The following is a 20,176-nucleotide window of genomic DNA, read 5'->3' as shown; positions in this document are numbered from 1 at the left end:
CCTTCGGCTCTGTGGACCTTGGACGGCATTGACTTGCCGGCTGGCCGCGACTCGGCTGGAATGGCAGGATGCATCCTTTGCGGGATGCCGACGTTTATGATTACCAACCGGCTTTGCCGCCAGGGAACAGCAGTATGAGTGAACACGCGATCGAGTTCTTGCGGGGATGGATCGGCGAAAAGGTCCATTGCCAGTCCCAGGCCAGGATCGACAAGCAGGCCGAGACATTGGCCAGGGAATGTGCCGCCAAGGCTGCGGAAGTCGGTATTCCCCTGGAGGACATCCAGGAAGAAGTCGGCGACATCCAGGAACTCATTGCCTCCCGGCTGGAGGAAGCCGCCGAGGCCGATGAACACCAGCAGGCGGCCAGCAAGGCCGCGGAATAGATTTTAACGGCCATTCTGTCTGAATGCGCGGGCCCATCGGCCCGCGTTTTCGTCTCAGCCGAACTTTTCTTTCAGCCCAAACTTTTCTTTCAGCCAAGTCTTCGGCAGCGCCGGCACGAAATTGCCGTCGCGTCCGGTCATGTCGTCATTGGCGACCAGGGCGTTGAGAATCGATTCCTCCACGGCCTGGATCACGGCATCGAAAAACGGATCGATGTCTGTATCGGGAATGAAATCAGCCTTGGCGATCCGGCCCGACGGCGCCAGCGCGGCGGCAGGATTGGCTGTCGAGAAGGCGAGAAAGATGTCGCCCGAGCTGTGGTAGCCGAAGCCGCCGGTCATGGCGACGCCGAGCGGCACGCGCCGGGCCAGCCGCTTCATCTGGTGCGGCAGGAATGGCGCGTCGGTGGCGACAATGGCGATGATCGAGCCCTTTTCGGCGCGCGCCGTGCCTTCGCGAACGGCCGGCTCCACGAGTTCCGGCCCGACGCGCAGGCCGCGAAGGGTAAAATTGCGTCGCTTGCCGAAATTCGACTGCACGAAGGCGCCGACCGTGTAGGAATTTCCCTGCCATGCGACGATGCGCGATGCCGTGCCCGAGCCGGCCTTGAAGCCGAAGGTGATCATGCCGGTGCCGCCGCCGACACTGCCTTCCTCGATCGGACCGCCGGCGGCACCATCGAGGGCTTCTGCGACGTGCTCTGATGTCAAATGGTGACCGTTGATGTCGTTGAGGAACCCGTCATAGGTCTCCGCCGCCACCGGCAGGCCCCAGGCACTGTCGACCGCGGCCGGCAACACGCGTTGCATCCAGCGCAGCGTGCCATCGCGTGAAACGCCGCAGGAATGCGTGTTGGTGATGGTGATCGGGAAGTTGAAAGCGCCGGTTTCCTCTATGATATGCGAGCCGGTCAGTTCGCCATTGCCGTTCTGGCTGAAAATCCCGGCGAAGACCGGCGTAGCCAGGTCGGGACGCGGCCTGGGCAGGATCGCGGTGACACCGGTGCGGACCGGACCCTTGCCGACCACCAGCGCGCCATCGCCTGAAATCAGCGTCGCATAACCGACCGCGACGCCGGGAACGTCGGTGATTGCGTTGAACGGCCCGGGCGTTCCGTCGAAGCCGATGCCGAAGCTGCGCGCGCGCGGCTTGCCGCTGGGCGTTGCCAGATGGTGCGGATTGTCGGTCATGGTCAGAACAGCGATCCCTGATTGCCGGGTTCTTTCGCCTTGGCCGTCGGCCTGGCAGCCGGCTTCGGCCGCGCCGCACCACTGGTTGCCACGGCATCCGCCGTGCCGTCGGCGAACTCCAGCGAAAGCGCCATCCCCGATGCCACGTCGGCCGCCTGCTTGATGACCGCGCCGTCGGCGTCCTTCACCAGCGCGAAGCCGCGCGCGAGCACGGCCTTGTGCGAAAGCGTGGTCAGCAGGCGCTCAGCCTGGCTCAACTGGCCGCGCAGGCGCTCGAGCCGCAGCGAGATGACCCGGTCCTGCCGCCTTGCGAGCGCCGCCAGGGCGTCCCCTTGCAGTTTTTGGCGGCGTGCGATTGGTGCCGGCGACAGCCGCGTCGCGGTGCGCGCAAAGCGCGCGCGCCGTTCGCGCACGATGGCAAAGAACGCCGCCTGCGCCCGGGCGAGGTCCCGGCCGGTCAGCGTGCGCGCCTCGTTCATGCGCCGCGACAGCGTGGCCGGCGTCAGCCTTTGGCCCTGGAGCCGCGCCCGCTTGCGATCGACGCTGACGGACAGGCCGCGACCGAGCCTCGATGTCGCCTCGTCGAGGCGCCGGCGCGGCAGCGCCAGCAATTGATCGGGCGAGGGCAGTGCGCGCGCCGCCGCACGAGCGGCCTGCCGCTTGCGTTCGAAATTGCGTGCGATGGCCGCCTTGAGCCGCGCGCCAAGGCTGGCAAGCGTCGCTTCGAGGTCGGCCTTCACCGGCACGGCGATTTCGGCCGCCCCCGTCGGTGTCGGCGCCCGCACATCCGCGACGAGATCGATCAGCGTCCAGTCGGTCTCGTGGCCGACCGCGGAAATCACCGGAATGCCGGAGGCGGCGACGGCGCGGGCGAGCGCCTCGTCGTTGAAGCCCCAGAGGTCCTCAAGGCTGCCGCCGCCGCGCGCGACGATCAGAAGATCGGGGCGCTGGATGGAACCATCCCAGGCCAAGGCATTGAAGCCGGTGACGGCGTTGGTGACTTCCGCACTCGCGGTCTCGCCCTGCACGCGCACCGGCCAGACCAGCACATGCAGCGGAAAGCGGTCCTTGATGCGGTGGATGATGTCGCGGATGACGGAGCCGGTCGGCGAAGTGACGACGCCGATGACGCGCGGCATGAACGGCAGCCGGCGTTTGCGGCCGGCATCGAAAAGTCCTTCCGCCTGCAGCCGGCGCTTGCGCTCTTCCAGCAGCGCCATCAGTGCGCCTGCGCCGGCGGGCTCGAGATTGTCGATGACGATCTGGTAGTTGGACTTGCCGGGATAGGTGGTGAGCTTGCCGGTGGCAATCACCTCCATCCCTTCCTCGGGGCGGAATTTCAGCCGGCTCATCGTGCCTTTCCACACCACGGCGTCGAGCCGGGCGCGGTCGTCCTTCAGCGCGAAATAGGCATGGCCGGAGGAGTGTGGCCCGCGATAGCCGGAGATTTCGCCGCGCACCCGCACATTGCCGAACACATCCTCGACCGTGCGCTTCAGCGCGCCGGAAATCTCGCTCACCGTGTATTCGGTGGCGTTGGTGCGTGATTCGGATGCTGCTTCGCTCATCGGCCGATTGGGGGCTGGTTGGCGCCCCACGTCAAGGCGCCTTGTCAGCCCAGATATTCATGACCTCAGATGCTTCCTACCAGCCCGGCAGGATCTGGTTCGGTCTGGTCCGCTTCATCTTGGCGAAGGCGAGTGCCGCGAAGTCGAATGATCCCGTCTCCTCGCCGAGCGGCACCGAGATGTTGTCCAGGCTTTCCGAGATGTGGCGGGCCAGCGCATCGACGATCTCCGGCCGCGAGGTCTGGCCGCGCATGATGCCGATGCGGCAGTCGGGCAGGGCGCCGAAGCCGTCGGCCTCGCCCAGCACCCGCATGCCGGGCCTGAGCGCGCATTCCGGCAGCACCGAGATCGCCAGGCCCGAAAGCACGGCAGCGGTGATGACGGTCGCCGAAAAGCTGGTGAACAGGATGCGGTAGTCGCGGTTCTGCTGGTCCAGAACATCGACGGCGGCGCGCCGCCAGATGCAGTTCGGCCGGCCAAAGGCCATCGGCAATGTCACCTGTTCATGCGTGGCATGGTTAGCCGAGGTGACCCACAGCAGCGGTTCGCGCCGCACCACTTCCGACTGGCCGCGTACGTCATTGTGCGTCACCAGCGCCAGGTCGAGATTGCCGCGCTTGATGTGCTCGACCAGTCCAGGCGTCGGCTCGCAGATGACGGTCAGTTCGACGCGCGGATTGGAGCGTGTGAAGCGTGCCATGATCTCCGGCAGGAAGCGGTCGGCATAGTCGTCCGGCGTGCCGATGCGGATGGTGCCTTCGAGCCGCTGGTCGTCGAAGGCGGCGAGCGTTTCGCGGTTGAGGTAGAGCAGCCGTCTCGCATAGGAGAGCAGCTTGTCGCCTTCCTCCGTCAGCTTGTTGTTGCGCCCCTCCTTCTCGAACAACGGCTTGCCGATCCGTTCCTCAAGCCGGCGCATCTGCATCGACACCGCCGACTGGGTGCGGAGTACCTCTTCGGCTGCGCGGGTGAAGCTGCCGGTATCGGCAATCGAGATGAAGGTCTGCAACTGATCGAGATCGAGCGGCGCTTTCATCGGCATGATCCATCACTGGTGTTGATGCTAAAGATTAGAAACATTCGTTGGATTAATCAATCGGCTGATGGCAAATTGGCATTGTCCACATGAAGGCATGTGAATCGAAGCCGGAACGGCCGCTGTCGCCAGCGCCGACTGCTTGGCTTTGTCCGTTCGAGACTGAAGGAGACCGACATGACCACGTTTGATTTCGCCACCGAGACCTCGCGCATCACCTCGCGTCCGGCCGTTGCGATGCGCGCGGCCAATACCGTCTTCAATTTCTACCGCGCCTGGAAAAACCGTCGCGCCTTCTACCGCCTTGGCGAGATGTCGGATTCCGAGCTCGCCGATATCGGCCTGACGCGCGCCGACCTGCATGTCGCCATCGACGTGCCTTTCGGCCGAGACCCGACGGCGATCCTGCGCGAAATCGCCAGCGATCGCGTGGAAACGGTCGAGGACATCGCCCGCAAGGTGGCCTGATCGGTTGAGTTTCGGTCCTGCTGAACCTTTTTTGGGTTCAGCGCGACCAAGGGTTATGCAGGCTCCCCACTCCCTGCCGGTTCCCCGCCGGCCTGCCTGCACGCTGCCCGGTCCTCCCAAGGACCGGGCTTTTCTTTTCTGGCTTGTCGAGAAATGGCGGTAGGCCCGGCGCGCGCCTACCGCCGGTCCATGTCCCGCTTGAACTGGTCGAAGATCGTTTCCACGCCCTTCTGGTAGTCGTCACGCTGCTGGGCGCCGGTCTCGAACATCTTGCCGAAAATATCGTCGAACGGGTTCCTTGGCCGGCCGCTCGGATTGGCCTGTGGCTGCGGGGCCTGGCGCTGCTGCGGGGCCTGAGGTTGTGGCGCTGGCTGGCCGCCAGGCATGCCGAAACCACCTCCACCACCTCCGCGCAGCATCTCCTCGAAGATTTTCCCGAGCGGGTTGTCGCCGTAGGGGCTCTGCGTCTGCTGGGGTTGCGGCTGCGCCCGGCCTTGCGGCTGTGGGGTGCCACCACCGAACATGTCCTGCAGCACCTTCCCCAACGGATTGTCGCCATAGGGATTGGGCGCCGGCTGCGGCTGGGGCGTGCCACCGCCGAACATGTCCTGCAAGACCTTGCCGAGCGGGTTGTCCATCGGGTTCGGAGATGGCGGGGCCTGGCGCTGTTGCGGCGCCGGAGCCTGCATGCCGCCGCCTTGCCGCATCATCTGCTCGATGATCTCGCCGAGCGGATTGTTGCCGCCGCCAAAACCGCCAGCAGCCTGCATTTGGTTCGTCGTCTGCTTGAACAGTCCGCCCATCACCATCGAGGCAATGGCAGGCAGCATCTGCTGCAGGATCTGCTGGCTGACGCCGCTCGCTTGCGCCGCCTGGCTGGCCACGGCGCGCGACAGGTCCTTCGAACCGAACAGATGTCCGAGAATGCCATTGCCTTCATCGACGCCTTGCGGCGAGAAGGCGCGGGTCGCGTCCTCGAAATATTTCGCGTGCTGGCCGCTTGCCATCGCCGTCATGAAGGCGCCGAGCCCATAAGGATCGGCGGTGTTGCGTTGCAGCCCCTGCGAAAAGGCCGGCAGCAGAGCGGCGACCGCCGCCTGTGTCTGCTGCATCGAAAGCCCGTATTGCTGGGCAAGCGCCTGCATGCCGTTGCCGTTCTGCGCCTGCGCCAGCATGTCGAACAAGGTAGGCATCGGCTTCTCCTCCTGAATTCCTCAGAGGAGAGCCTAATTCGTTTCAACGCCCGATTGAAGCGGCTTTTGCCGCCCGCGACAGCTCGCGGTTAATACGCGTATTCCATGAACACCGGCTCGATCGAGCCGCCCCAGCGCGTGTGGTAGGCCGAAAGCATCTCCTCGGCGCTGGTGGTGCCGCGTGCGATGACCTCGTCCAAAGTGTTGAGGAACGAGGTTTCGTCATAGCCGTCGCGGTTCTTCTTGCCGCGGTTCTTCAGCCCCGTGCGCGAAATGGCCAGCACATCGCGGGCGATCTCGCGCAGCGTGGTGTTGCGGAAGGGCGCGGCAATGCCAAGTTCCGGCACGGCGTTGCGCATGGCCAGCACTTCCTTGTAGGTCCAGCTCGCGGTCAACGCCTCGGCCGCATCGAGGGCCGCCTCGTCATAAAGCAGCCCGACCCAGAAGGCCGGCAGCGCGCAGATGCGCCGCCACGGTCCGCCGTCGGCGCCGCGCATTTCCAGGAAACGCTTCAGCCGCACGTCGGGGAACAGCGTCGACAGATGGTTCGCCCAGTCGCCCATCGTCGGCAGCCCGTCCGGCACTTCGTTGCGCGCGGCACCGGCCATGAACTGGCGGAAGGTGATGTGCGTCATGTCGTGATAGTGGCCGTCGCGGATGACGAAATACATCGGCACGTCGAGCGCCCATTCGACATAGTCGGCGAAACCGAAATCGGGCGAGAAGCAAAATTCGAGCAAGCCCGAGCGCTGGTTGTCGGTGTCGCGCCAGATGTCGCCGCGCCAGCTTTGCAAGCCGTTCGGCCGGCTTTCGGTGAAGGGCGAATTGGCGAACAACGCCGTCGACAGCGGCTGCAGCTTCAGCGACACCTGCATCTTGCGGCGCATGTCGGCCTCGCTCTCGAAGTCGAGGTTCACCTGGATCGTGCAGGTGCGGTACATCATATCGAGGCCCTTGGTGCCGACCTTGGGCATGTAGCGGGTCATGATCTCGTAGCGCGACTTTGGCATTTTCGGCGTCTCGGCCAGCGACCATTTCGGGCTGCCGCCAAGGCCGAGGAAGCGGATGCCCATCGGCTCGGCGATCTCGCGCACCTGCGCCAGATGCGCATTGCCTTCGCGGCAAGTCTGATGGATCGTCTCCAGCGGCGCGCCGGAAAGCTCGAACTGGCCACCGGGCTCCAGCGAGATCGCGCCCTGGCCCGTCGGCTCGACCAGGCCGATAATGCGGCCGTCGTCGATGATCGGGTCCCAACCCAGCTTCGACTGCATGCCCTCGAGGATGGCGCGAATGCCGCGCTCGCCGCCATAGGGCACGGGCGCGTTGCCGTCGACGTAGAAGGGGAACTTTTCGTGCTCGGTGCCGATGCGCCATTTGTCGCGCGGTTTGTTGCCTTCGGCCAGGTGCTCGACGAGTTCGTCGATGTCTTCGATCGGCCGGAAATCGGTAGTGTCGCGCGCCATGGTTCAGCCCTCAGAGGCGGTCGGGCGACCGCCGGGGGTAAATGGACGAAATGTCAGCAGCCGATCAAGCGAAAAATCCTGAGCCACAGGTCAAGAGGAATTGAAGGTCACGATCGGGGCGGCCTCTTGCAAGACATGACGTCCTACCAGTCTCCGACAGTCGCCTGCATCACCGCAAGTGCCGCCACGGCCGCCGTGTCGGCACGCAGGATGCGCGGACCGAGCGGAATGGCGGTGACGAAGGGCAGGGCGCGCAGCATCTTGCGCTCGTCGTCGGAAAAGCCGCCCTCCGGCCCGACCAGCAGCGCCAGCTTCTTCTCCTTTACCGCCTGCAAGGCAGGCAGCGGATTGTTGGTCGAGGCGTCCTCGTCGCAGAAGACCAGCCGCCGTTCCTTGTCCCACCCGGTCAACAGGCGCTCGAATCTTTCCGCCTCGCGTACGTCCGGCACCGCCAGTATGCCGCATTGCTCGGCGGCCTCGACGACATTGGCACGCAGGCGGTCGATGGATGGCTTGGCCACTTGTGTGTGCTGGGTGATTACCGGCTGCAGGATGCCCGCGCCCATCTCGACCGCCTTCTGCACGAGATAGTCGAGCCGGCCCTGCTTCAGCGGCGCGAAACAATAGATGAGGTCGGGCAGGGGCGGCTGCGGCCGTTGCAGGGCCAAAACCTTGAGTTTGATCGCTTTCTTCGACTTCACGGCGATGGTCGCCGACCACTCGCCGTCGCGGCCATTGAAGACCAGGATCTCGGCGCCTTCGCCAAGCCGCAGCACATGCATGAGATAATGGCTCTGCTGCTGGCCGGCGTCGAACTCGGCATCCGCCCCGAGATCGTCAGGCACGAACAGACGTTGCATCTTGTAATTGGCGCGCATCGCCGAGGAATGGGCGAGCCGGCCGCCGGCGTCAAGTCTCGGCGGACGGATGCCACACCGGTCGAAAGCCATGATGCAAGACGTTGAGCGTCGTCGCTGGAGTGACCAGCGAAAGCTTCCTTTCGCCGAGTGAGCCGAAATCAGCGGGTGGGCCATAGCCGGCGAACGACCAGCGCAGCGCCTTGCCGCCGCGCAGCGCATAGGCTGTGCCGCCGTCCACAACCATGGCGCCGTCCGGCAGGCCGCCAAGGTCTTCAACGACAACCACGGCTGGCTTGCCGCCGGACGCCAGCCGCTCCTTGTGCAGCTTTTTGTCGACCTGCGGGGCACGCGGCTCGGCGATGCCGAAGGCTTCGCCGAAGCGGCCGACAAAATCCTTGGCCCGTTCGCGCTGGCAAAAGAAACAGGGGCGGTGTCCTGCCGCCAGCGCCGTCACCTCGTCGAGGAAAAACAGCTCGGTCCAGCCCGCTTTGCCACCAGGACGGTTTCTGCCCATCGGCTCGCGCCGCACATTGCGGAATTGGCACACACAGATGATCCATGCCTGAAGCGCCCAGCGTTTCCTGAGCAGCGTCTTGGTAGCGGGATCGTGGATGATGCCGCGATTGCCGGTGAACAGGCCGCGCTCGGGCACGGCGTGGATGGCGCCGAACGGATCGACCCGGTTCTGCAGTGGCATAGTTTTCTCTCCGGACGCGCATCTTGGCTGCTATACAGACGGCATGATATCGCTCGTGACATCATTTTCATGTCAGCAGGGTTTTGCGAATGCGGGTGCTGGTGGTTCAGAACTACGACAATACCGGCCTCGGTCAGGTTGGCGCCGCACTTGCCGAGGCCGGTGCCGATCTCGATGTGCGTCTCCCTTACAAGGGCGATCCGCTGCCGGACGACGCTGCCGGTCACGATGCCATGGTCGTGCTCGGCGGTGGCCAGAATGCGCTGGCCGATGATGAGTATCCCTATTTCCCCGCGCTGCTCGAACTGACCCGTGATTTTGCCGGCAAGGACCGCGCCGTGCTCGGCATCTGCCTTGGCAGCCAGCTCGTCGCCCGCGCCTTCGGCGGTGAGAACCGCATCGGCGGCGCCAATGAATTTGGCTGGCGCGGTGTGTCGCTGACACCGGACGCCAAGGCCGATCCGGTGCTGGGCACGCTGCCGGAAAAATTTCCGATCTTCCAGTGGCATGACGACACGTTCGAACTGCCGCAAAACGCAGTGCGGCTCGCCGGCAACGAAGTCGCCGAGAACCAGGCGTTTCGCCTCGGCCGCGCCGTCTATGGCTTCCAGTTCCATTTCGAGGCTGATCGGCCGATGGTGAAGGACTGGAGCTCTTCCTTCGCCCCGACCATTGCTTCGCGGCATCCCGATTGGGCCGACAAGCTCGATGGCGAAATGGCCCTAAACGGACCCGACGCCGATGCCGCCGGCATTGCGATTGCCCGTGCCTGGGTGGCCACGATCTAAGAGCCTGCCCGCGCGCTCCGCGTGACATAATTGGCACGCAGCCGTGAAACCGGCTGGGGAAAACCCCTTTCATCCTTGGCTTGTGTCCGACCGCCATCCTAGAAGGCGCGCGCTCTGCATTGGCTGTGCAACCGGGATGAACCTTTTGTGTGACCCGTGCGACACACCGTCGATACAGAACGCGCTTAGAAGCGCGAAATCGTCGAAACTTTGAAGCGAATTCTCCGTTTCAACGCATTGGTAACCGCCTGGTGCACAGATGCAGGAAGCTCAACAAGAGATGACGTCCGTGAAAGCAGCGCTTCTGTCCTTTGCCATGTTGTCCGCCATCGTGCTGTGCGGTCTCGGCATATATTCCGCCGATGCCGCCAACAACCACAACGCCGTCGACGGCTACGGCGTCACCGCCTCGCTTCGCTAAAACCGGCTCGCTCGCGACGCATTCTGCGACGCGACGGGGGCTCAAGCTCCCTTAATCGCCATTTCCAGGATGCGTTTGTCCGCTCCGTCGACGACGAGCGCGGTCAGCATGCCTGATTGCCAGGCAAGCGTGTCGACATTGACGCGGTTGGCCATCACCTCCGCCTCGGGGACGGGTGTGTGGCCGTGCACCACGATCTTCGGGAACAGGCCGGTGTGATCGTGGAAAACGTCGCGGATCCAGATCAGGTCCTGCGGGTCCTGCTTGTCCAGGGGAATGCCTGGCCTGATGCCGGCATGGCAGAAGAAGAAGTCGCTAAACGTTAACGAGAACGGCAGTGACCGCAGGAAATCGACATGGCTTGGCGGCATTGCCTCGAGCAGGGCCTGATGTCCCCGTCTCATCGTCTCCGCCTTGCCGAACCAGCTGGCGTCGGCGGTCAGCGACACGCCATAGGACAGCGCCGTCTGGACGCCGCCATAGCGCATGAAAAGCCCTTCCGGATCGGGGGTTCTCAGAAAATCGAGAAAGCCGATATCGTGGTTGCCGGCGAGCATCAGATGGCGCGGATCGCGTTCTCGGGCCGCGATCAGAAAATCGATGACGCCCTTGGAGTCCGGCCCGCGGTCGACATAGTCGCCGAGATGGATCACCCGCCAGTCGCGAGCCGGTTTCCATTCCAGCTCGCTCTCGATCCGCTGGTGCATGGCGGCCAGCAGGTCGAGCCGGCCATGCACGTCGCCGATTGCATAGAGACGCACACCCTCCGGCCCATGCGCGTCGAGAAAATGGATGCCGGGTTCCGCCAACGCCTCATGGTCTCCATGGTCAGGCCGTCACCGGACACTAGCGGCGGAGCTGATCCTTGCCCATGTCGGTGACCAGACGCTTTCCGCACAGCGCCAGCGTGATGTCCATCTCCTTGCGGATGATTTCCAACGCTTTGGTAACCCCTTCCTTTCCGAGCGCGCCCAGGCCGTAGAGAAATGGCCGGCCGATATAAGTGCCCTTGGCGCCGAGGCAGAGCGCCTTCAGCACGTCCTGGCCGGAGCGGATGCCGCCATCCATGTGCACTTCTATTCTGTCGCCGACCGCGTCCGCGATCTCTTCCAGCGCCATGATCGAGGACGACGCGCCATCGAGCTGGCGCCCGCCATGGTTGGAAACCACGATCGCGTCGGCGCCGGTTTTGGCCGCCATCAGCGCGTCTTCCTTGTCGAGTATGCCTTTCAGGATCAGCTTGCCGCCCCAGCGCTCCTTGATCCAGGCGACGTCCTTCCACGACAGCTGCGGATCGAACTGCTCCGTCGTCCAGGATGACAGCGAAGAGACGTCGCCGACACCCTTGGCGTGGCCGACGATGTTGCGGAAGGTGCGGCGCTTGGTGCCGGCTATGCCCAGGCACCAGCGCGGCTTGCTGGCCAGGTCGATGATGTTGGCCAGCGTCATCTTGGGCGGCGCCGAAAGCCCGTTGCGGACATCCTTGTGGCGCTGGCCGAGGATCTGCAGGTCGAGCGTCAGCACCAGCGCCGAGCATTTCGCCGCCTTGGCGCGGTCGATCAAATCGAGCACGAAATCCTTGTCGCGCAGCACATAGAGCTGGAACCAGAACGGCTTCTTCGTCACCGAGGCGACATCCTCGATCGAGCAGATGCTCATCGTCGACAGGGTGAAAGGCACGCCGAATTCCTCGGCCGCCTGCGCCGCCAGCATCTCGCCGTCGGCGTGCTGCATGCCGGTCAGGCCGGTCGGGGCCAACGCCACCGGCATAGACACTTTCTGGCCGATCATGGTCGATTCCAGCGAGCGGTTGCTCATGTCGACCAGCACGCGCTGGCGGAACTTGATCTTCTGGAAGTCTTCCTCGTTGGCGCGATAGGTGCTCTCGGTCCAGGCACCGGAATCGGCATAGTCGAAGAACATCTTGGGCACGCGCCGGCGGGCGAGATCCTTGAGGTCTGCGATGGTGAGAATGTCGCTCATGATGGTTCCCGCTTGATCGAAGTGATTAGGAGCGTCTGCGTGCCGGTTCGGTATCGGCGGCTTCCGAACGTTGCCGCAGCCTCAGCCGCGACACACGTTGCCAGTCGCCGCTGCGCTCGGCTTCGGCCATCGACCGCTCGACATAAATCATATGGTCCATCGCCGCTTGCCGGGCGCCGGCCGGATCGCCGGCTTTGACCGCGGCGTGGATTGCCTTGTGCTGCGCCAGCAGCGCCTCGCGCGCGCCGGGCACGGTGAACACCAGGAGCCGGTTCTGGAAGACGCCTTCCGACAAAAGCCGGTAGCAGGAGCGCAGCGTGTGCAAGAGCAGGATGTTGTGCGCGCATTCGCAGATCGCTTGATGGAACTCGACGTCAATCTCGGCTTCATCGTCGAAATCGCCGGTGCGGTGCGCCTCGTCCATGCGGGCCATGATGCGGTCGAGCAGCGCCAGATCCTCCGGGGTGGCGCGCCGCGCCGCATATTCGGCGGCTATGCCTTCGATCTCGCGGCGGTATTCCAGATAGTCGGTCACCGCCTTGCGATGCATCGAAATCAGGTCCGCCACCGGCTTGGTGAACAGCTGGCCGATAATGTCGGCGACATGGGTGCCGCCGCCGGCCTTGGTCGTCAGCAGCCCGCGTCCTTCCAGCGCCTTCAGCGCGTTGCGCAAGATCGGCCGCGACACGTCGAACTGGCGTGCCAGTTCGCGCTCCCCCGGCAAGCGGTCGCCGGTGCGCAACACGCCTTCGAGGATGAGGCTCTCGATCTGCTGCACCACCTCGTCAGCGGTCCGCGAATGCTCGATCCTGGAAAAAATGTCGCTCAACAGCTGTGCCTGGGAATTGAACCGGTGTCGCGCAGGATAAAGCCTGCGTCGCCAACTGGTCAAATTATTTATCCAATTGGTCGAAGCACGTCGGTTTCGCCACGCGATGCCATATCACCTTCGGCTAAACTTTGCTGTTTGCGTCACCAAGCGATTGGCCCTAGAGGGACGCGAACGCAAGAGGGTTCACAGAAACCCGGGGGACAAGCCGTGTCAGACGACCCGTCCAATCTCGAGTTCCAGCCGCGCGCCAAGGGCAGCGTCATGGGTTTCCCCGCGCATGAAGGCCGGCCCGGCGCGCTGGGCGAGGTCCATGCCCGGCCGCATCCGCTGATCGAAAAGCCGCGCGTCCTGGTGCAACTCGCCTTCATGACCGAGGGTGGTTCCGGCGTCGATCATGCCGTGCTTTCCGAACTGTCGCGGCGCCTCGGCATCGCCGCGCCCGACCGCCAGGCCCGCCATCATGCCATGAAATGGGGCAAGGGCTCGCTGCGCTGGGAGCGGCACACGGAATTCTCGACCTATCTGTGGGAAGGCCCGCTTTCCGAAGGTGGCAGGGCGCAGGAGGATACACCCTTCGGCAACGGCTTTTCGCCGCCGGGCACCGTCATTTCCGGCATCCGGCTCGAAATCCGCAAATGGACGCAGGCGAGCGAGCGGCTGATCGCCGCTTTCGACCCGACCAGCCTGTGCTACTCGCTGGTCGAGCGCGGCAATGCGGCCATCGTCACCGATTTTCGCCAGGATGGCGACGGTATGACCCGCATCCTGGTGCTCGATCGCGGCCTGACGCCGGCGCGCACCGGGGCACTGTCGCAGCGGCTGATCGACATCGAAACCTACCGGACGCTCGCCATGCTCGGCCTGCCTTTGGCGCTGACCTTGTCGGGCCGCGCCCGCCGCATCGAGGACAGGCTGGCCCAGACCACGTTGGAAATGAAGGTCGCCGAGACCCGCGACAGCCAGACGCTGCTAGCCGACCTGACCGAGCTTGCCGCCGAACTGGAAGCCGACGCTGCCTCCAGCCTGTACCGCTTCGGCGCCAGCCGCGCCTATGACGGCATCGTCGTCGAGCGGCTGGAAGCGCTGGAGGAAGAGGCCGTGCCCGGCTACGACACCTGGGGCGGGTTTTTGCAGCGCCGCGTCGCACCCGCCATGCGCACCTGCCGCTCGGTCGAAGAGCGCCAGGCCAACCTGTCGCGCAAACTGACCCGCGCCACGACGCTGCTGCGCACCTGGGTCGATGTCGAGGTCGAGAAGCAGAACCGCGACCTGCTCGCCTCGATGAACAACCGCGCCCGCCTGCAACTGCGCCTGCAGCAGACCGTCGAAGGCCTCTCGGTCGCCGCCGTCTCCTACTATGTCGTCGGCCTCATCGGCTATGTCGCCAAGGGCGCCTCGATCTTCGGCCATGCTTTCGCACCCGAGGTGGTCACCGCCGCCTCGGTGCCGGTCGCCATCCTGCTGGTCTGGTGGGGCGTGCGCCGCGTGCGCCAGATGCATTCCGAGCCGGCCAAGCATCCCGGCGAATAGCGGCAGATTGCCGCTGCGGAAGCTTGTTCCGGCCCGACGCGGCAGCCTCCCGCCGCCACAACATTTGCAACCGGCACGCTTCACTGGTAAAAGATTTTGACCAGTCAAGCAAAGTGAGACTGCTGATGTCCGGCCTGGCCATGCCGAAACCAGATGACGCCACGATGCGCCGGCGCGACGAGATCGTCGCCGACATGCGCATCATCGTGCCGGGCGAGGGCGTGGTCGACGCGGCCAATGCCATGCGCGCCTTCGAGAGCGATGGCCTGACCGCCTATCGGCAATTGCCTCTGGTCGTCGTTCTGCCCGAGACGGTGGCGCAGGTCTCCCGCGTGCTGAAATACTGCAACGACCGTAACATCCGCGTCGTGCCGCGCGGCTCCGGCACCTCGCTGTCCGGCGGTGCGCTGCCGCTGGAAGATGCGGTGCTGCTGGTCATGAGCCGTTTCAACCGTATTCTTACGATCGATTTCCCCAATCGTATCGTCGTCGCTCAGCCGGGCGTCACCAATCTCGGCATCACCATCGCCGTCGAGCAGGAGGGCTTCTACTACGCCCCCGATCCATCCTCCCAGATCGCCTGCTCGATCGGCGGCAACGTCGCGGAGAATTCCGGCGGCGTGCACTGCCTGAAATACGGCCTCACCGCCAACAATGTGCTCGGCATCGAGATGGTGCTGATGAACGGCGAGGTGGTGCGGCTAGGCGGCAGCCATCTCGACGCCGAAGGCTACGACCTGCTTGGCGTCATGACCGGTTCGGAAGGCCTGCTCGGCGTCGTCACCGAAGTCACGGTCCGCATATTGAAGAAACCGGAGACGGCGCGCGCGCTGCTGATCGGCTTTCCGACCAGCGAACAGGGCGGCCAGTGCGTCGCCGACATCATCGGCGCCGGCATCATTCCGGGCGGCATGGAGATGATGGACCGGCCGGCGATCCACGCGGCGGAGGATTTCGTCCATGCCGGCTATCCGCTCGATGTCGAGGCGCTGCTGATCGTCGAGCTCGACGGACCGGGTGTCGAGGTCGATCATCTCATCACCGCGGTCGAGGCGATCGCCATCCGCAACGGTTCGACCACCTGCCGCATCTCGCAGTCCGAGCAGGAGCGGCTGAGCTTCTGGGCCGGGCGCAAGGCGGCATTTCCCGCGGTCGGCCGCATCTCGCCCGACTATTACTGCATGGACGGCACCATTCCGCGCAAGGAACTGCCGCGTGTGCTCGCCGGCATGCGCGAACTGTCGCAGAAATACGGTCTCGGCGTCGCCAATGTGTTTCACGCCGGCGATGGCAATCTACATCCGCTGATCCTCTACGATGCCAATGTTCCCGGCGAACTCGACAAGGCCGAAAGTTTTGGCGCCGACATATTGCGGCTCTGCGTCAAGGTCGGCGGCGTGCTCACCGGCGAACACGGCGTGGGCGTCGAGAAGCGCGACCTGATGCCGGAAATGTTCAACCAGGTCGATCTCGACCAGCAGATGCGCGTCAAATGCGCCTTCGATCCCAACCATCTGCTCAACCCGGGAAAAGTCTTCCCGCAACTGCGCCGCTGCGCGGAGCTTGGGCGCATGCATGTGCACCGGGGACAGGTTGCGTTCCCGGAGATTCCGAGGTTTTGAAGGGATGCTGTTCCGGCACCAGACCCTTGCGGCCATTGCGTCGGGCGAAGTGACGCTCGCCTTTCACCGCTGGAAGCGGCCGACGGTCAAGGCCGGCGGGCGGGTGCGGACGGGGTCGGGCGTCGTGCTGATCGGCGACATCGCGATCGTGGACATGTTCGCGTTAACCGAAAAGGATGCGACCGCGGCCGGCCTTCCGACACTTGGAGCCCTTCAGGCGATGCTTGGGCCCGATAACGGCACTCCAGTCTATCGCATCGAACTCAACGGCATCGAACCCGACGAACGCGTTTCCCCACGCAACGAGGGCCTTTCCGATGAGGATTGGCACGCCCTGACTCTGCGCTTTGCCCGTTGGGACAAGACATCACCCGGCTACTTCCCGTCGATCCTGCGGGCTATCGGCGCCAATCCAGAAGTGCCGGCCGCCGTCCTCGCGGCGCACGCCGGCGTCGACAAGCTGAAGTTCAAGCAGGATGTCCGCAAGCTTGGGGAATTCGGTCTCACCGAGAGCCTCGAGGTCGGTTACCGGCTGTCGCCAAGGGGCGAAGCCGTGCTCGAAAAACTCAGGGAGCACAGGCTTTGACGACTTTCACCCCGACCACGTCAGACGAAGTGCTGTCCTCCGTGACCTGGGCGGTGGTGGAAGAGTCGCCGATCGAAATCCTTGGTCACGGCTCCAAGCGCGGCATTGGCCGGCCGCTGCAGACGGAGCATACGCTCGATTTGTCGAAACTCACCGGCGTCACCCTCTATGAGCCCGCCGAACTGGTGCTGTCGGCAAAGGCCGGCACGCCCTTGGCCGAGATCGAGAAGCTGCTGGCGGAAAACGGCCAGCAACTGGCCTTCGAGCCGATGGATTACGGCCCGTTGCTCGGCGGCGAGCCCGGCAAGGGCACGATCGGCGGCGTGCTTGGCGCGAACCTGTCGGGTCCGCGCCGGCTGAAGGCGGGGGCGGCGCGCGATCATATCCTCGGCATTAACGTCGTGTCGGGCCGTGGCGAAGCCTTCAGGTCGGGCGGCCGCGTGGTCAAGAACGTCACCGGCTATGACATGTCGAAGCTGATGGCCAACAGCTGGGGCACGCTGGCCGTGTTCACCGACGTCACCTTCAAGGTGCTGCCGGCTGCCGAGACTGAAGTCACGCTCGCCATCCGTGGTCTGCTCGACGATGCCGCGGCAAACGTCATGGCCCTGGCGCTCGGCTCCAGTGCGGAAGTGTCGAGTGCCGCCCATCTGCCCGAGCGCATTGCCGCGCGTGTCGCCGGCGGCGCGCTAGGCAGTGAGGCCGCAACGCTGCTGCGCGTCGAAGGTTTTGGCCCGTCCGTCGCCTACCGCATCGCCCGGCTGAAGACACTGCTCGGCAAGGCCGGGCCGCTGGAGGAGATTGCCGGCGAGGCTTCGCAGCTGATCTGGCGCGATGTGCGCGATATCAGGCCTTTCGCCGACGGCACCGAGAAACCGGTCTGGCGCGTGTCGATGGCACCCTTTCACGCGCATCAGATGGTTCTGACCTTGCGCATGCAAGCGGCCGTCAGTGCCTTCTACGACTGGCAGGGCGGGCTGGTGTGGCTGCGCATGGAAGAGGGCGACCCTGAAGCTTCTTTGCTGCGCGGCCTGTTGCGCAAACATGGCGGCGGGCATGCGACGCTGGTGCGCGCCGCCCCCGCCCATCGCGCCGCTTTGCCTGTCTTCGAGCCGCAGCCGCCGGCGTTGGCCGCGCTCAGCCAGCGGCTGAAGCAGGAATTCGACCCGAGGAACCTCCTCAATCCCGGCCGCATGGCCTAGGAAATCAGCAAATGCAAACCAGTTTTTCCCTTGCCCAGCTCGCCGATCCGCATGTCGCGGAATCGGAGAAGATCCTGCGCAAATGCGTGCATTGCGGCTTCTGCACCGCCACTTGCCCGACCTATGTGACGCTCGGCAACGAACTCGATTCGCCGCGCGGGCGCATCTATCTGATCAAGGACATGCTGGAAAACGGCCGTCCGGCCGACAAGGAAATCGTCACCCATATCGACCGCTGCCTGTCGTGCCTGGCCTGCATGACCACGTGCCCCTCGGGCGTCAACTACATGCATCTGGTCGATCATGCCCGCGCCCATATCCAGGAGACCTACAAGCGTCCGCTGGTTGACCGGCTGACCCGTGCCATGCTGGCCTTCGTGCTGCCCTATCCCCAGCGCTTTCGCGCCGCGCTCAAACTGGCGAAGCTGGGAAAGCCGTTCATCGGCTTGCTCGAAAAGGTCCCGGCATTGAAGCCTCTCGGTGCGATGCTCAAGCTCGCGCCGGGGTCGATCCCCACAGCTTCACCGATGGCCTCCCCGGGCGTCCATCCCGGGCAGGGGACGAAAAAGGGCCGCGTCGCCATTCTCACCGGTTGCGCGCAATCCGTGCTTGATCCCGCCATCAATGACACGACGATTTCGCTGCTGACGCGGCTCGGCGTCGAGGTCGTGGTGCCGCCGGGCGAGGGCTGCTGCGGCGCGCTGGTTCACCATATGGGGCGCGAGGAGGCCGCGCTTGCCTCGGCCAGGCAGAATGTCGATGCCTGGACGCGCGCCATCGAGGAAGGCGGGCTCGATGCCATCATCATCACCGCCTCGGGCTGTGGCACGACAATCAAGGATTATGGCTTCATGCTGCGGCTTGATCCGGCCTATGCCGACAAGGCCGCGCGCGTCTCGGCGCTGGCCAAGGACATCACCGAATATCTGGCGAGCCTCGACCTGCCGGAGCCGGTGCGCAAACCGGGCACGGTCGTCGCCTATCACTCGGCCTGCTCGATGCAGCACGGCCAGAAGATCATCCGCCAACCAAAGGAACTGTTGGCCAAGGCGGGTTTCATCGTGCGCGAGCCGCGCGAGGGTCATTTGTGCTGCGGCTCGGCCGGCACCTACAACATCCTGCAATCCGAGATTTCGGCAAAACTGCGCGATCGCAAGGTGAAAAACATCGAGGCGACAGGTGCGGAAATCGTCGCCACCGGCAACATCGGCTGCATCACGCAGATCGCGTCGGCCGCGAAGCTGCCCGTGGTGCACACGATCAAGCTGCTGGACTGGGCCTATGGCGGAGAGCCGCCAAAATTGCTTTGATTGCGGCACACCCATTGATGGGACTGCCGGCATGCCCAACTCAGAGTCCGAGGAAATTGAAACGATCGTTCGGCTGCTGTCGGATCGATCGCCCGCGACTTTTCAAGCCCATTATGCCGAATGCGAAGCAATCATCGCTCGACATTTTAGGGACGGGTCCGAATTCCTGTTTGCACTGATCAAAGCGGCGGTAGAGGCTGATGTTCAGCAAATCACTCTGATTAACGACGCCGTTTCATTTCTCGACGACGCCCATCTGGCCCGCCTGGCATTTTTTCTGCAAGGGGAAGCGAAACGCGGCACAGATGTTGAAGACCTATTGTCCCATGCCATGCTGCAGGCCCCAGACCTGTTTCCAGACAGTGTGCTGGCCACCAGTTACGATTTTGCAGATTGGCAGGAGCACGCCGATCCGCGTTCACCGCCAATCTGTCAACACTTTGTCTTCGAAGGCGGCTCTCCGGGCGACTCGCCCTTTCCCGCGCACCACAATCACCCTACCTGGCATCTGCCAACTATCGGACGGCCATATGCTGTCGGCGGCATGGGTTCGGCAACGTGCCCGATCTGCCGGCAGAAATTGACACACCTAGTTACCCTGGACGATTTTGGAGACCCGACGGTATCCGTTCCTAGGCTCTGTATCGAAACCTGTACGAATTCTCTCGAGCCGACCTACTATTCCCACGACGCTGCCGGCGTGCCGACACCGATAGCGCCGTTCCATTCCGCCTATGATTTCACGTCGGATCCAGCCACAGCGGAAAGCACTGTCCGTCTTGCACCCACGCCGCCGCGCTGGCTTAGGCAGTCGTATGGGATCAGCAATTCGCGGCAAAACCTGTTTCGGCTTGGCGGCTTGCCATCATGGGTTCAGGGGCCGCAATTTCCGCGGGTTCCCGGAACGGATCGGGAAATGAAATTTCTTCTCCAGTTCGATTCGCTGGCCGGCTTCTTCTGGGGCAGCGGCGGCATGCTTTACGTTTTCTGGGACGAAGAATCCCGGATCACATGCCATGTGCCGCAATACACCTGACGGAAGC

General features: G+C 64.2%; 20 protein-coding genes. 10 read left to right on the top strand and 10 right to left on the bottom strand.

The genetic code is table 11. From position 1 onward, the window contains the following. Window positions 1-134: 134 nt before the first annotated feature. On the top strand, window positions 135-386 hold the full coding sequence (locus JN279_RS33470) for a DUF768 domain-containing protein (RefSeq protein ID WP_032929020.1): 252 nt from the start codon (window positions 135-137) through the stop codon (window positions 384-386). A 54-nt stretch (window positions 387-440) separates the two neighbouring features. On the opposite strand, the gene JN279_RS33465 is transcribed toward JN279_RS33470, so the two are convergent. From JN279_RS33465 to JN279_RS33455, 3 genes are all read right to left on the bottom strand, one after another. Next, window positions 441-1,577 carry a DmpA family aminopeptidase gene (locus tag JN279_RS33465; RefSeq protein ID WP_096454467.1) on the bottom strand — a complete coding sequence of 379 codons (1,137 nt, stop codon included), beginning with the start codon at window positions 1,575-1,577 and terminating at the stop codon, window positions 441-443. Window positions 1,578-1,579: 2 nt separating this feature from the next. Then, entirely contained in the window at window positions 1,580-3,145 is a 1,566-nt protein-coding gene (xseA, locus tag JN279_RS33460) for an exodeoxyribonuclease VII large subunit (protein WP_202351329.1), read from the bottom strand. A 76-nt stretch (window positions 3,146-3,221) separates the two neighbouring features. Then, window positions 3,222-4,178: a LysR substrate-binding domain-containing protein gene (locus JN279_RS33455; RefSeq protein WP_202351328.1), complete on the bottom strand. Its 957-nt coding sequence runs from the start codon at window positions 4,176-4,178 to the stop codon at window positions 3,222-3,224. Between the two features lie 177 nt (window positions 4,179-4,355). On the opposite strand from JN279_RS33455, the gene JN279_RS33450 reads away from it, so the two are divergent. After that, window positions 4,356-4,646 carry a DUF1127 domain-containing protein gene (locus JN279_RS33450; RefSeq protein ID WP_202351327.1) on the top strand — a complete coding sequence of 97 codons (291 nt, stop codon included), beginning with the start codon at window positions 4,356-4,358 and terminating at the stop codon, window positions 4,644-4,646. 176 nt (window positions 4,647-4,822) lie between these two features. Here the strand turns inward: JN279_RS33450 and JN279_RS33445 are convergent, their stop codons facing one another. The 4 genes from JN279_RS33445 to JN279_RS33430 all read right to left on the bottom strand — a co-directional run bounded on the left by JN279_RS33445 (window position 4,823) and on the right by JN279_RS33430 (window position 8,859). Further along, window positions 4,823-5,839, bottom strand: a complete 1,017-nt coding sequence (locus tag JN279_RS33445) for a DUF937 domain-containing protein (RefSeq protein ID WP_202351326.1) — start codon at window positions 5,837-5,839, stop codon at window positions 4,823-4,825. Window positions 5,840-5,928: 89 nt separating this feature from the next. Continuing rightward, on the bottom strand, window positions 5,929-7,302 hold the full coding sequence (locus JN279_RS33440) for a glutamate--cysteine ligase (RefSeq protein WP_202351325.1): 1,374 nt from the start codon (window positions 7,300-7,302) through the stop codon (window positions 5,929-5,931). A 143-nt stretch (window positions 7,303-7,445) separates the two neighbouring features. After that, window positions 7,446-8,180, bottom strand: coding sequence for a 16S rRNA (uracil(1498)-N(3))-methyltransferase (locus JN279_RS33435; RefSeq protein WP_202353860.1), 735 nt, complete (start codon window positions 8,178-8,180; stop codon window positions 7,446-7,448). A 31-nt stretch (window positions 8,181-8,211) separates the two neighbouring features. Then, complete coding sequence (locus JN279_RS33430) at window positions 8,212-8,859, bottom strand: hypothetical protein (RefSeq protein ID WP_202351324.1); 648 nt, start codon at window positions 8,857-8,859, stop codon at window positions 8,212-8,214. Between the two features lie 89 nt (window positions 8,860-8,948). On the opposite strand from JN279_RS33430, the gene JN279_RS33425 reads away from it, so the two are divergent. Together JN279_RS33425 and JN279_RS33420 are read left to right on the top strand one after the other, a co-directional pair. After that, entirely contained in the window at window positions 8,949-9,647 is a 699-nt protein-coding gene (locus JN279_RS33425; protein WP_202351323.1) for a type 1 glutamine amidotransferase, read from the top strand. Window positions 9,648-9,927: 280 nt separating this feature from the next. After that, the gene (locus tag JN279_RS33420) at window positions 9,928-10,068 is read left to right on the top strand and encodes a hypothetical protein (RefSeq protein WP_162034344.1); all 141 of its coding nucleotides are present in this window, start codon (window positions 9,928-9,930) and stop codon (window positions 10,066-10,068) included. A 41-nt stretch (window positions 10,069-10,109) separates the two neighbouring features. Here JN279_RS33420 and JN279_RS33415 read toward each other — a convergent pair whose 3' ends face one another. From JN279_RS33415 to JN279_RS33405, 3 genes are read right to left on the bottom strand one after another with little or no spacing between them, the layout of a single operon-like run. After that, on the bottom strand, window positions 10,110-10,877 hold the full coding sequence (locus tag JN279_RS33415; RefSeq protein WP_202351322.1) for a metallophosphoesterase family protein: 768 nt from the start codon (window positions 10,875-10,877) through the stop codon (window positions 10,110-10,112). 37 nt (window positions 10,878-10,914) lie between these two features. Continuing rightward, a complete protein-coding gene (locus JN279_RS33410; RefSeq protein ID WP_096454485.1) occupies window positions 10,915-12,051 on the bottom strand; it encodes an alpha-hydroxy acid oxidase in 1,137 nt (378 codons plus the stop codon). A 25-nt stretch (window positions 12,052-12,076) separates the two neighbouring features. Continuing rightward, window positions 12,077-12,880, bottom strand: coding sequence for a FadR/GntR family transcriptional regulator (locus tag JN279_RS33405; protein ID WP_202351321.1), 804 nt, complete (start codon window positions 12,878-12,880; stop codon window positions 12,077-12,079). Window positions 12,881-13,090: 210 nt separating this feature from the next. Here JN279_RS33405 and JN279_RS33400 point away from each other — a divergent pair, with 210 nt between their 5' ends. The 6 genes from JN279_RS33400 to JN279_RS33375 all read left to right on the top strand — a co-directional run bounded on the left by JN279_RS33400 (window position 13,091) and on the right by JN279_RS33375 (window position 20,169). Continuing rightward, window positions 13,091-14,413 (top strand): DUF3422 family protein, encoded by a 1,323-nt coding sequence (locus JN279_RS33400; protein WP_096454489.1) that lies wholly within the window; start codon window positions 13,091-13,093, stop codon window positions 14,411-14,413. Between the two features lie 125 nt (window positions 14,414-14,538). Beyond that, window positions 14,539-16,035, top strand: coding sequence for an FAD-linked oxidase C-terminal domain-containing protein (locus tag JN279_RS33395; RefSeq protein WP_202351320.1), 1,497 nt, complete (start codon window positions 14,539-14,541; stop codon window positions 16,033-16,035). 4 nt (window positions 16,036-16,039) lie between these two features. Next, window positions 16,040-16,621, top strand: coding sequence for an ASCH domain-containing protein (locus JN279_RS33390; protein WP_202351319.1), 582 nt, complete (start codon window positions 16,040-16,042; stop codon window positions 16,619-16,621). Then, complete coding sequence (locus JN279_RS33385) at window positions 16,618-17,823, top strand: FAD-binding protein (RefSeq protein WP_096454495.1); 1,206 nt, start codon at window positions 16,618-16,620, stop codon at window positions 17,821-17,823. Before JN279_RS33390 ends, JN279_RS33385 begins: the two co-directional genes overlap by 4 nt. An 11-nt stretch (window positions 17,824-17,834) precedes the next feature. Beyond that, window positions 17,835-19,133, top strand: coding sequence for a glycolate oxidase subunit GlcF (glcF, locus tag JN279_RS33380; protein WP_096454497.1), 1,299 nt, complete (start codon window positions 17,835-17,837; stop codon window positions 19,131-19,133). Further along, window positions 19,105-20,169 (top strand): hypothetical protein, encoded by a 1,065-nt coding sequence (locus JN279_RS33375; RefSeq protein ID WP_202351318.1) that lies wholly within the window; start codon window positions 19,105-19,107, stop codon window positions 20,167-20,169. The genes glcF and JN279_RS33375 overlap by 29 nt, the downstream gene beginning before the upstream one ends. The last annotated feature ends 7 nt before the right edge of the window (window positions 20,170-20,176 follow it).

It is taken from the genome of Mesorhizobium sp. 113-1-2, from assembly GCF_016756475.1.
Taxonomy (GTDB): domain Bacteria; phylum Pseudomonadota; class Alphaproteobacteria; order Rhizobiales; family Rhizobiaceae; genus Mesorhizobium; species Mesorhizobium loti_C.
This window is presented reverse-complemented; position numbering and strand designations above follow the sequence as displayed.

Excerpts from the sequence above, each read along its gene's own strand:
- JN279_RS33420 (WP_162034344.1), top strand. The coding sequence starts at position 9,928 with ATGACGTCCGTGAAAGCAGCGCTTCTGTCCTTTGCCATGTTGTCCGCC.
- JN279_RS33375 (WP_202351318.1), top strand. The coding sequence starts at position 19,105 with ATGGCGGAGAGCCGCCAAAATTGCTTTGATTGCGGCACACCCATTGAT.
- JN279_RS33430 (WP_202351324.1), bottom strand. The coding sequence starts at position 8,859 with ATGCCACTGCAGAACCGGGTCGATCCGTTCGGCGCCATCCACGCCGTG.
- JN279_RS33445 (WP_202351326.1), bottom strand. The coding sequence starts at position 5,839 with ATGCCTACCTTGTTCGACATGCTGGCGCAGGCGCAGAACGGCAACGGC.
- glcF (WP_096454497.1), top strand. The coding sequence starts at position 17,835 with ATGCAAACCAGTTTTTCCCTTGCCCAGCTCGCCGATCCGCATGTCGCG.
- xseA (WP_202351329.1), bottom strand. The coding sequence starts at position 3,145 with ATGAGCGAAGCAGCATCCGAATCACGCACCAACGCCACCGAATACACG.
- JN279_RS33465 (WP_096454467.1), bottom strand. The coding sequence starts at position 1,577 with ATGACCGACAATCCGCACCATCTGGCAACGCCCAGCGGCAAGCCGCGC.
- JN279_RS33390 (WP_202351319.1), top strand. The coding sequence starts at position 16,040 with ATGCTGTTCCGGCACCAGACCCTTGCGGCCATTGCGTCGGGCGAAGTG.
- JN279_RS33450 (WP_202351327.1), top strand. The coding sequence starts at position 4,356 with ATGACCACGTTTGATTTCGCCACCGAGACCTCGCGCATCACCTCGCGT.
- JN279_RS33470 (WP_032929020.1), top strand. The coding sequence starts at position 135 with ATGAGTGAACACGCGATCGAGTTCTTGCGGGGATGGATCGGCGAAAAG.
- JN279_RS33455 (WP_202351328.1), bottom strand. The coding sequence starts at position 4,178 with ATGAAAGCGCCGCTCGATCTCGATCAGTTGCAGACCTTCATCTCGATT.
- JN279_RS33410 (WP_096454485.1), bottom strand. The coding sequence starts at position 12,051 with ATGAGCGACATTCTCACCATCGCAGACCTCAAGGATCTCGCCCGCCGG.
- JN279_RS33440 (WP_202351325.1), bottom strand. The coding sequence starts at position 7,302 with ATGGCGCGCGACACTACCGATTTCCGGCCGATCGAAGACATCGACGAA.
- JN279_RS33435 (WP_202353860.1), bottom strand. The coding sequence starts at position 8,180 with ATGCGCGCCAATTACAAGATGCAACGTCTGTTCGTGCCTGACGATCTC.
- JN279_RS33425 (WP_202351323.1), top strand. The coding sequence starts at position 8,949 with ATGCGGGTGCTGGTGGTTCAGAACTACGACAATACCGGCCTCGGTCAG.
- JN279_RS33395 (WP_202351320.1), top strand. The coding sequence starts at position 14,539 with ATGTCCGGCCTGGCCATGCCGAAACCAGATGACGCCACGATGCGCCGG.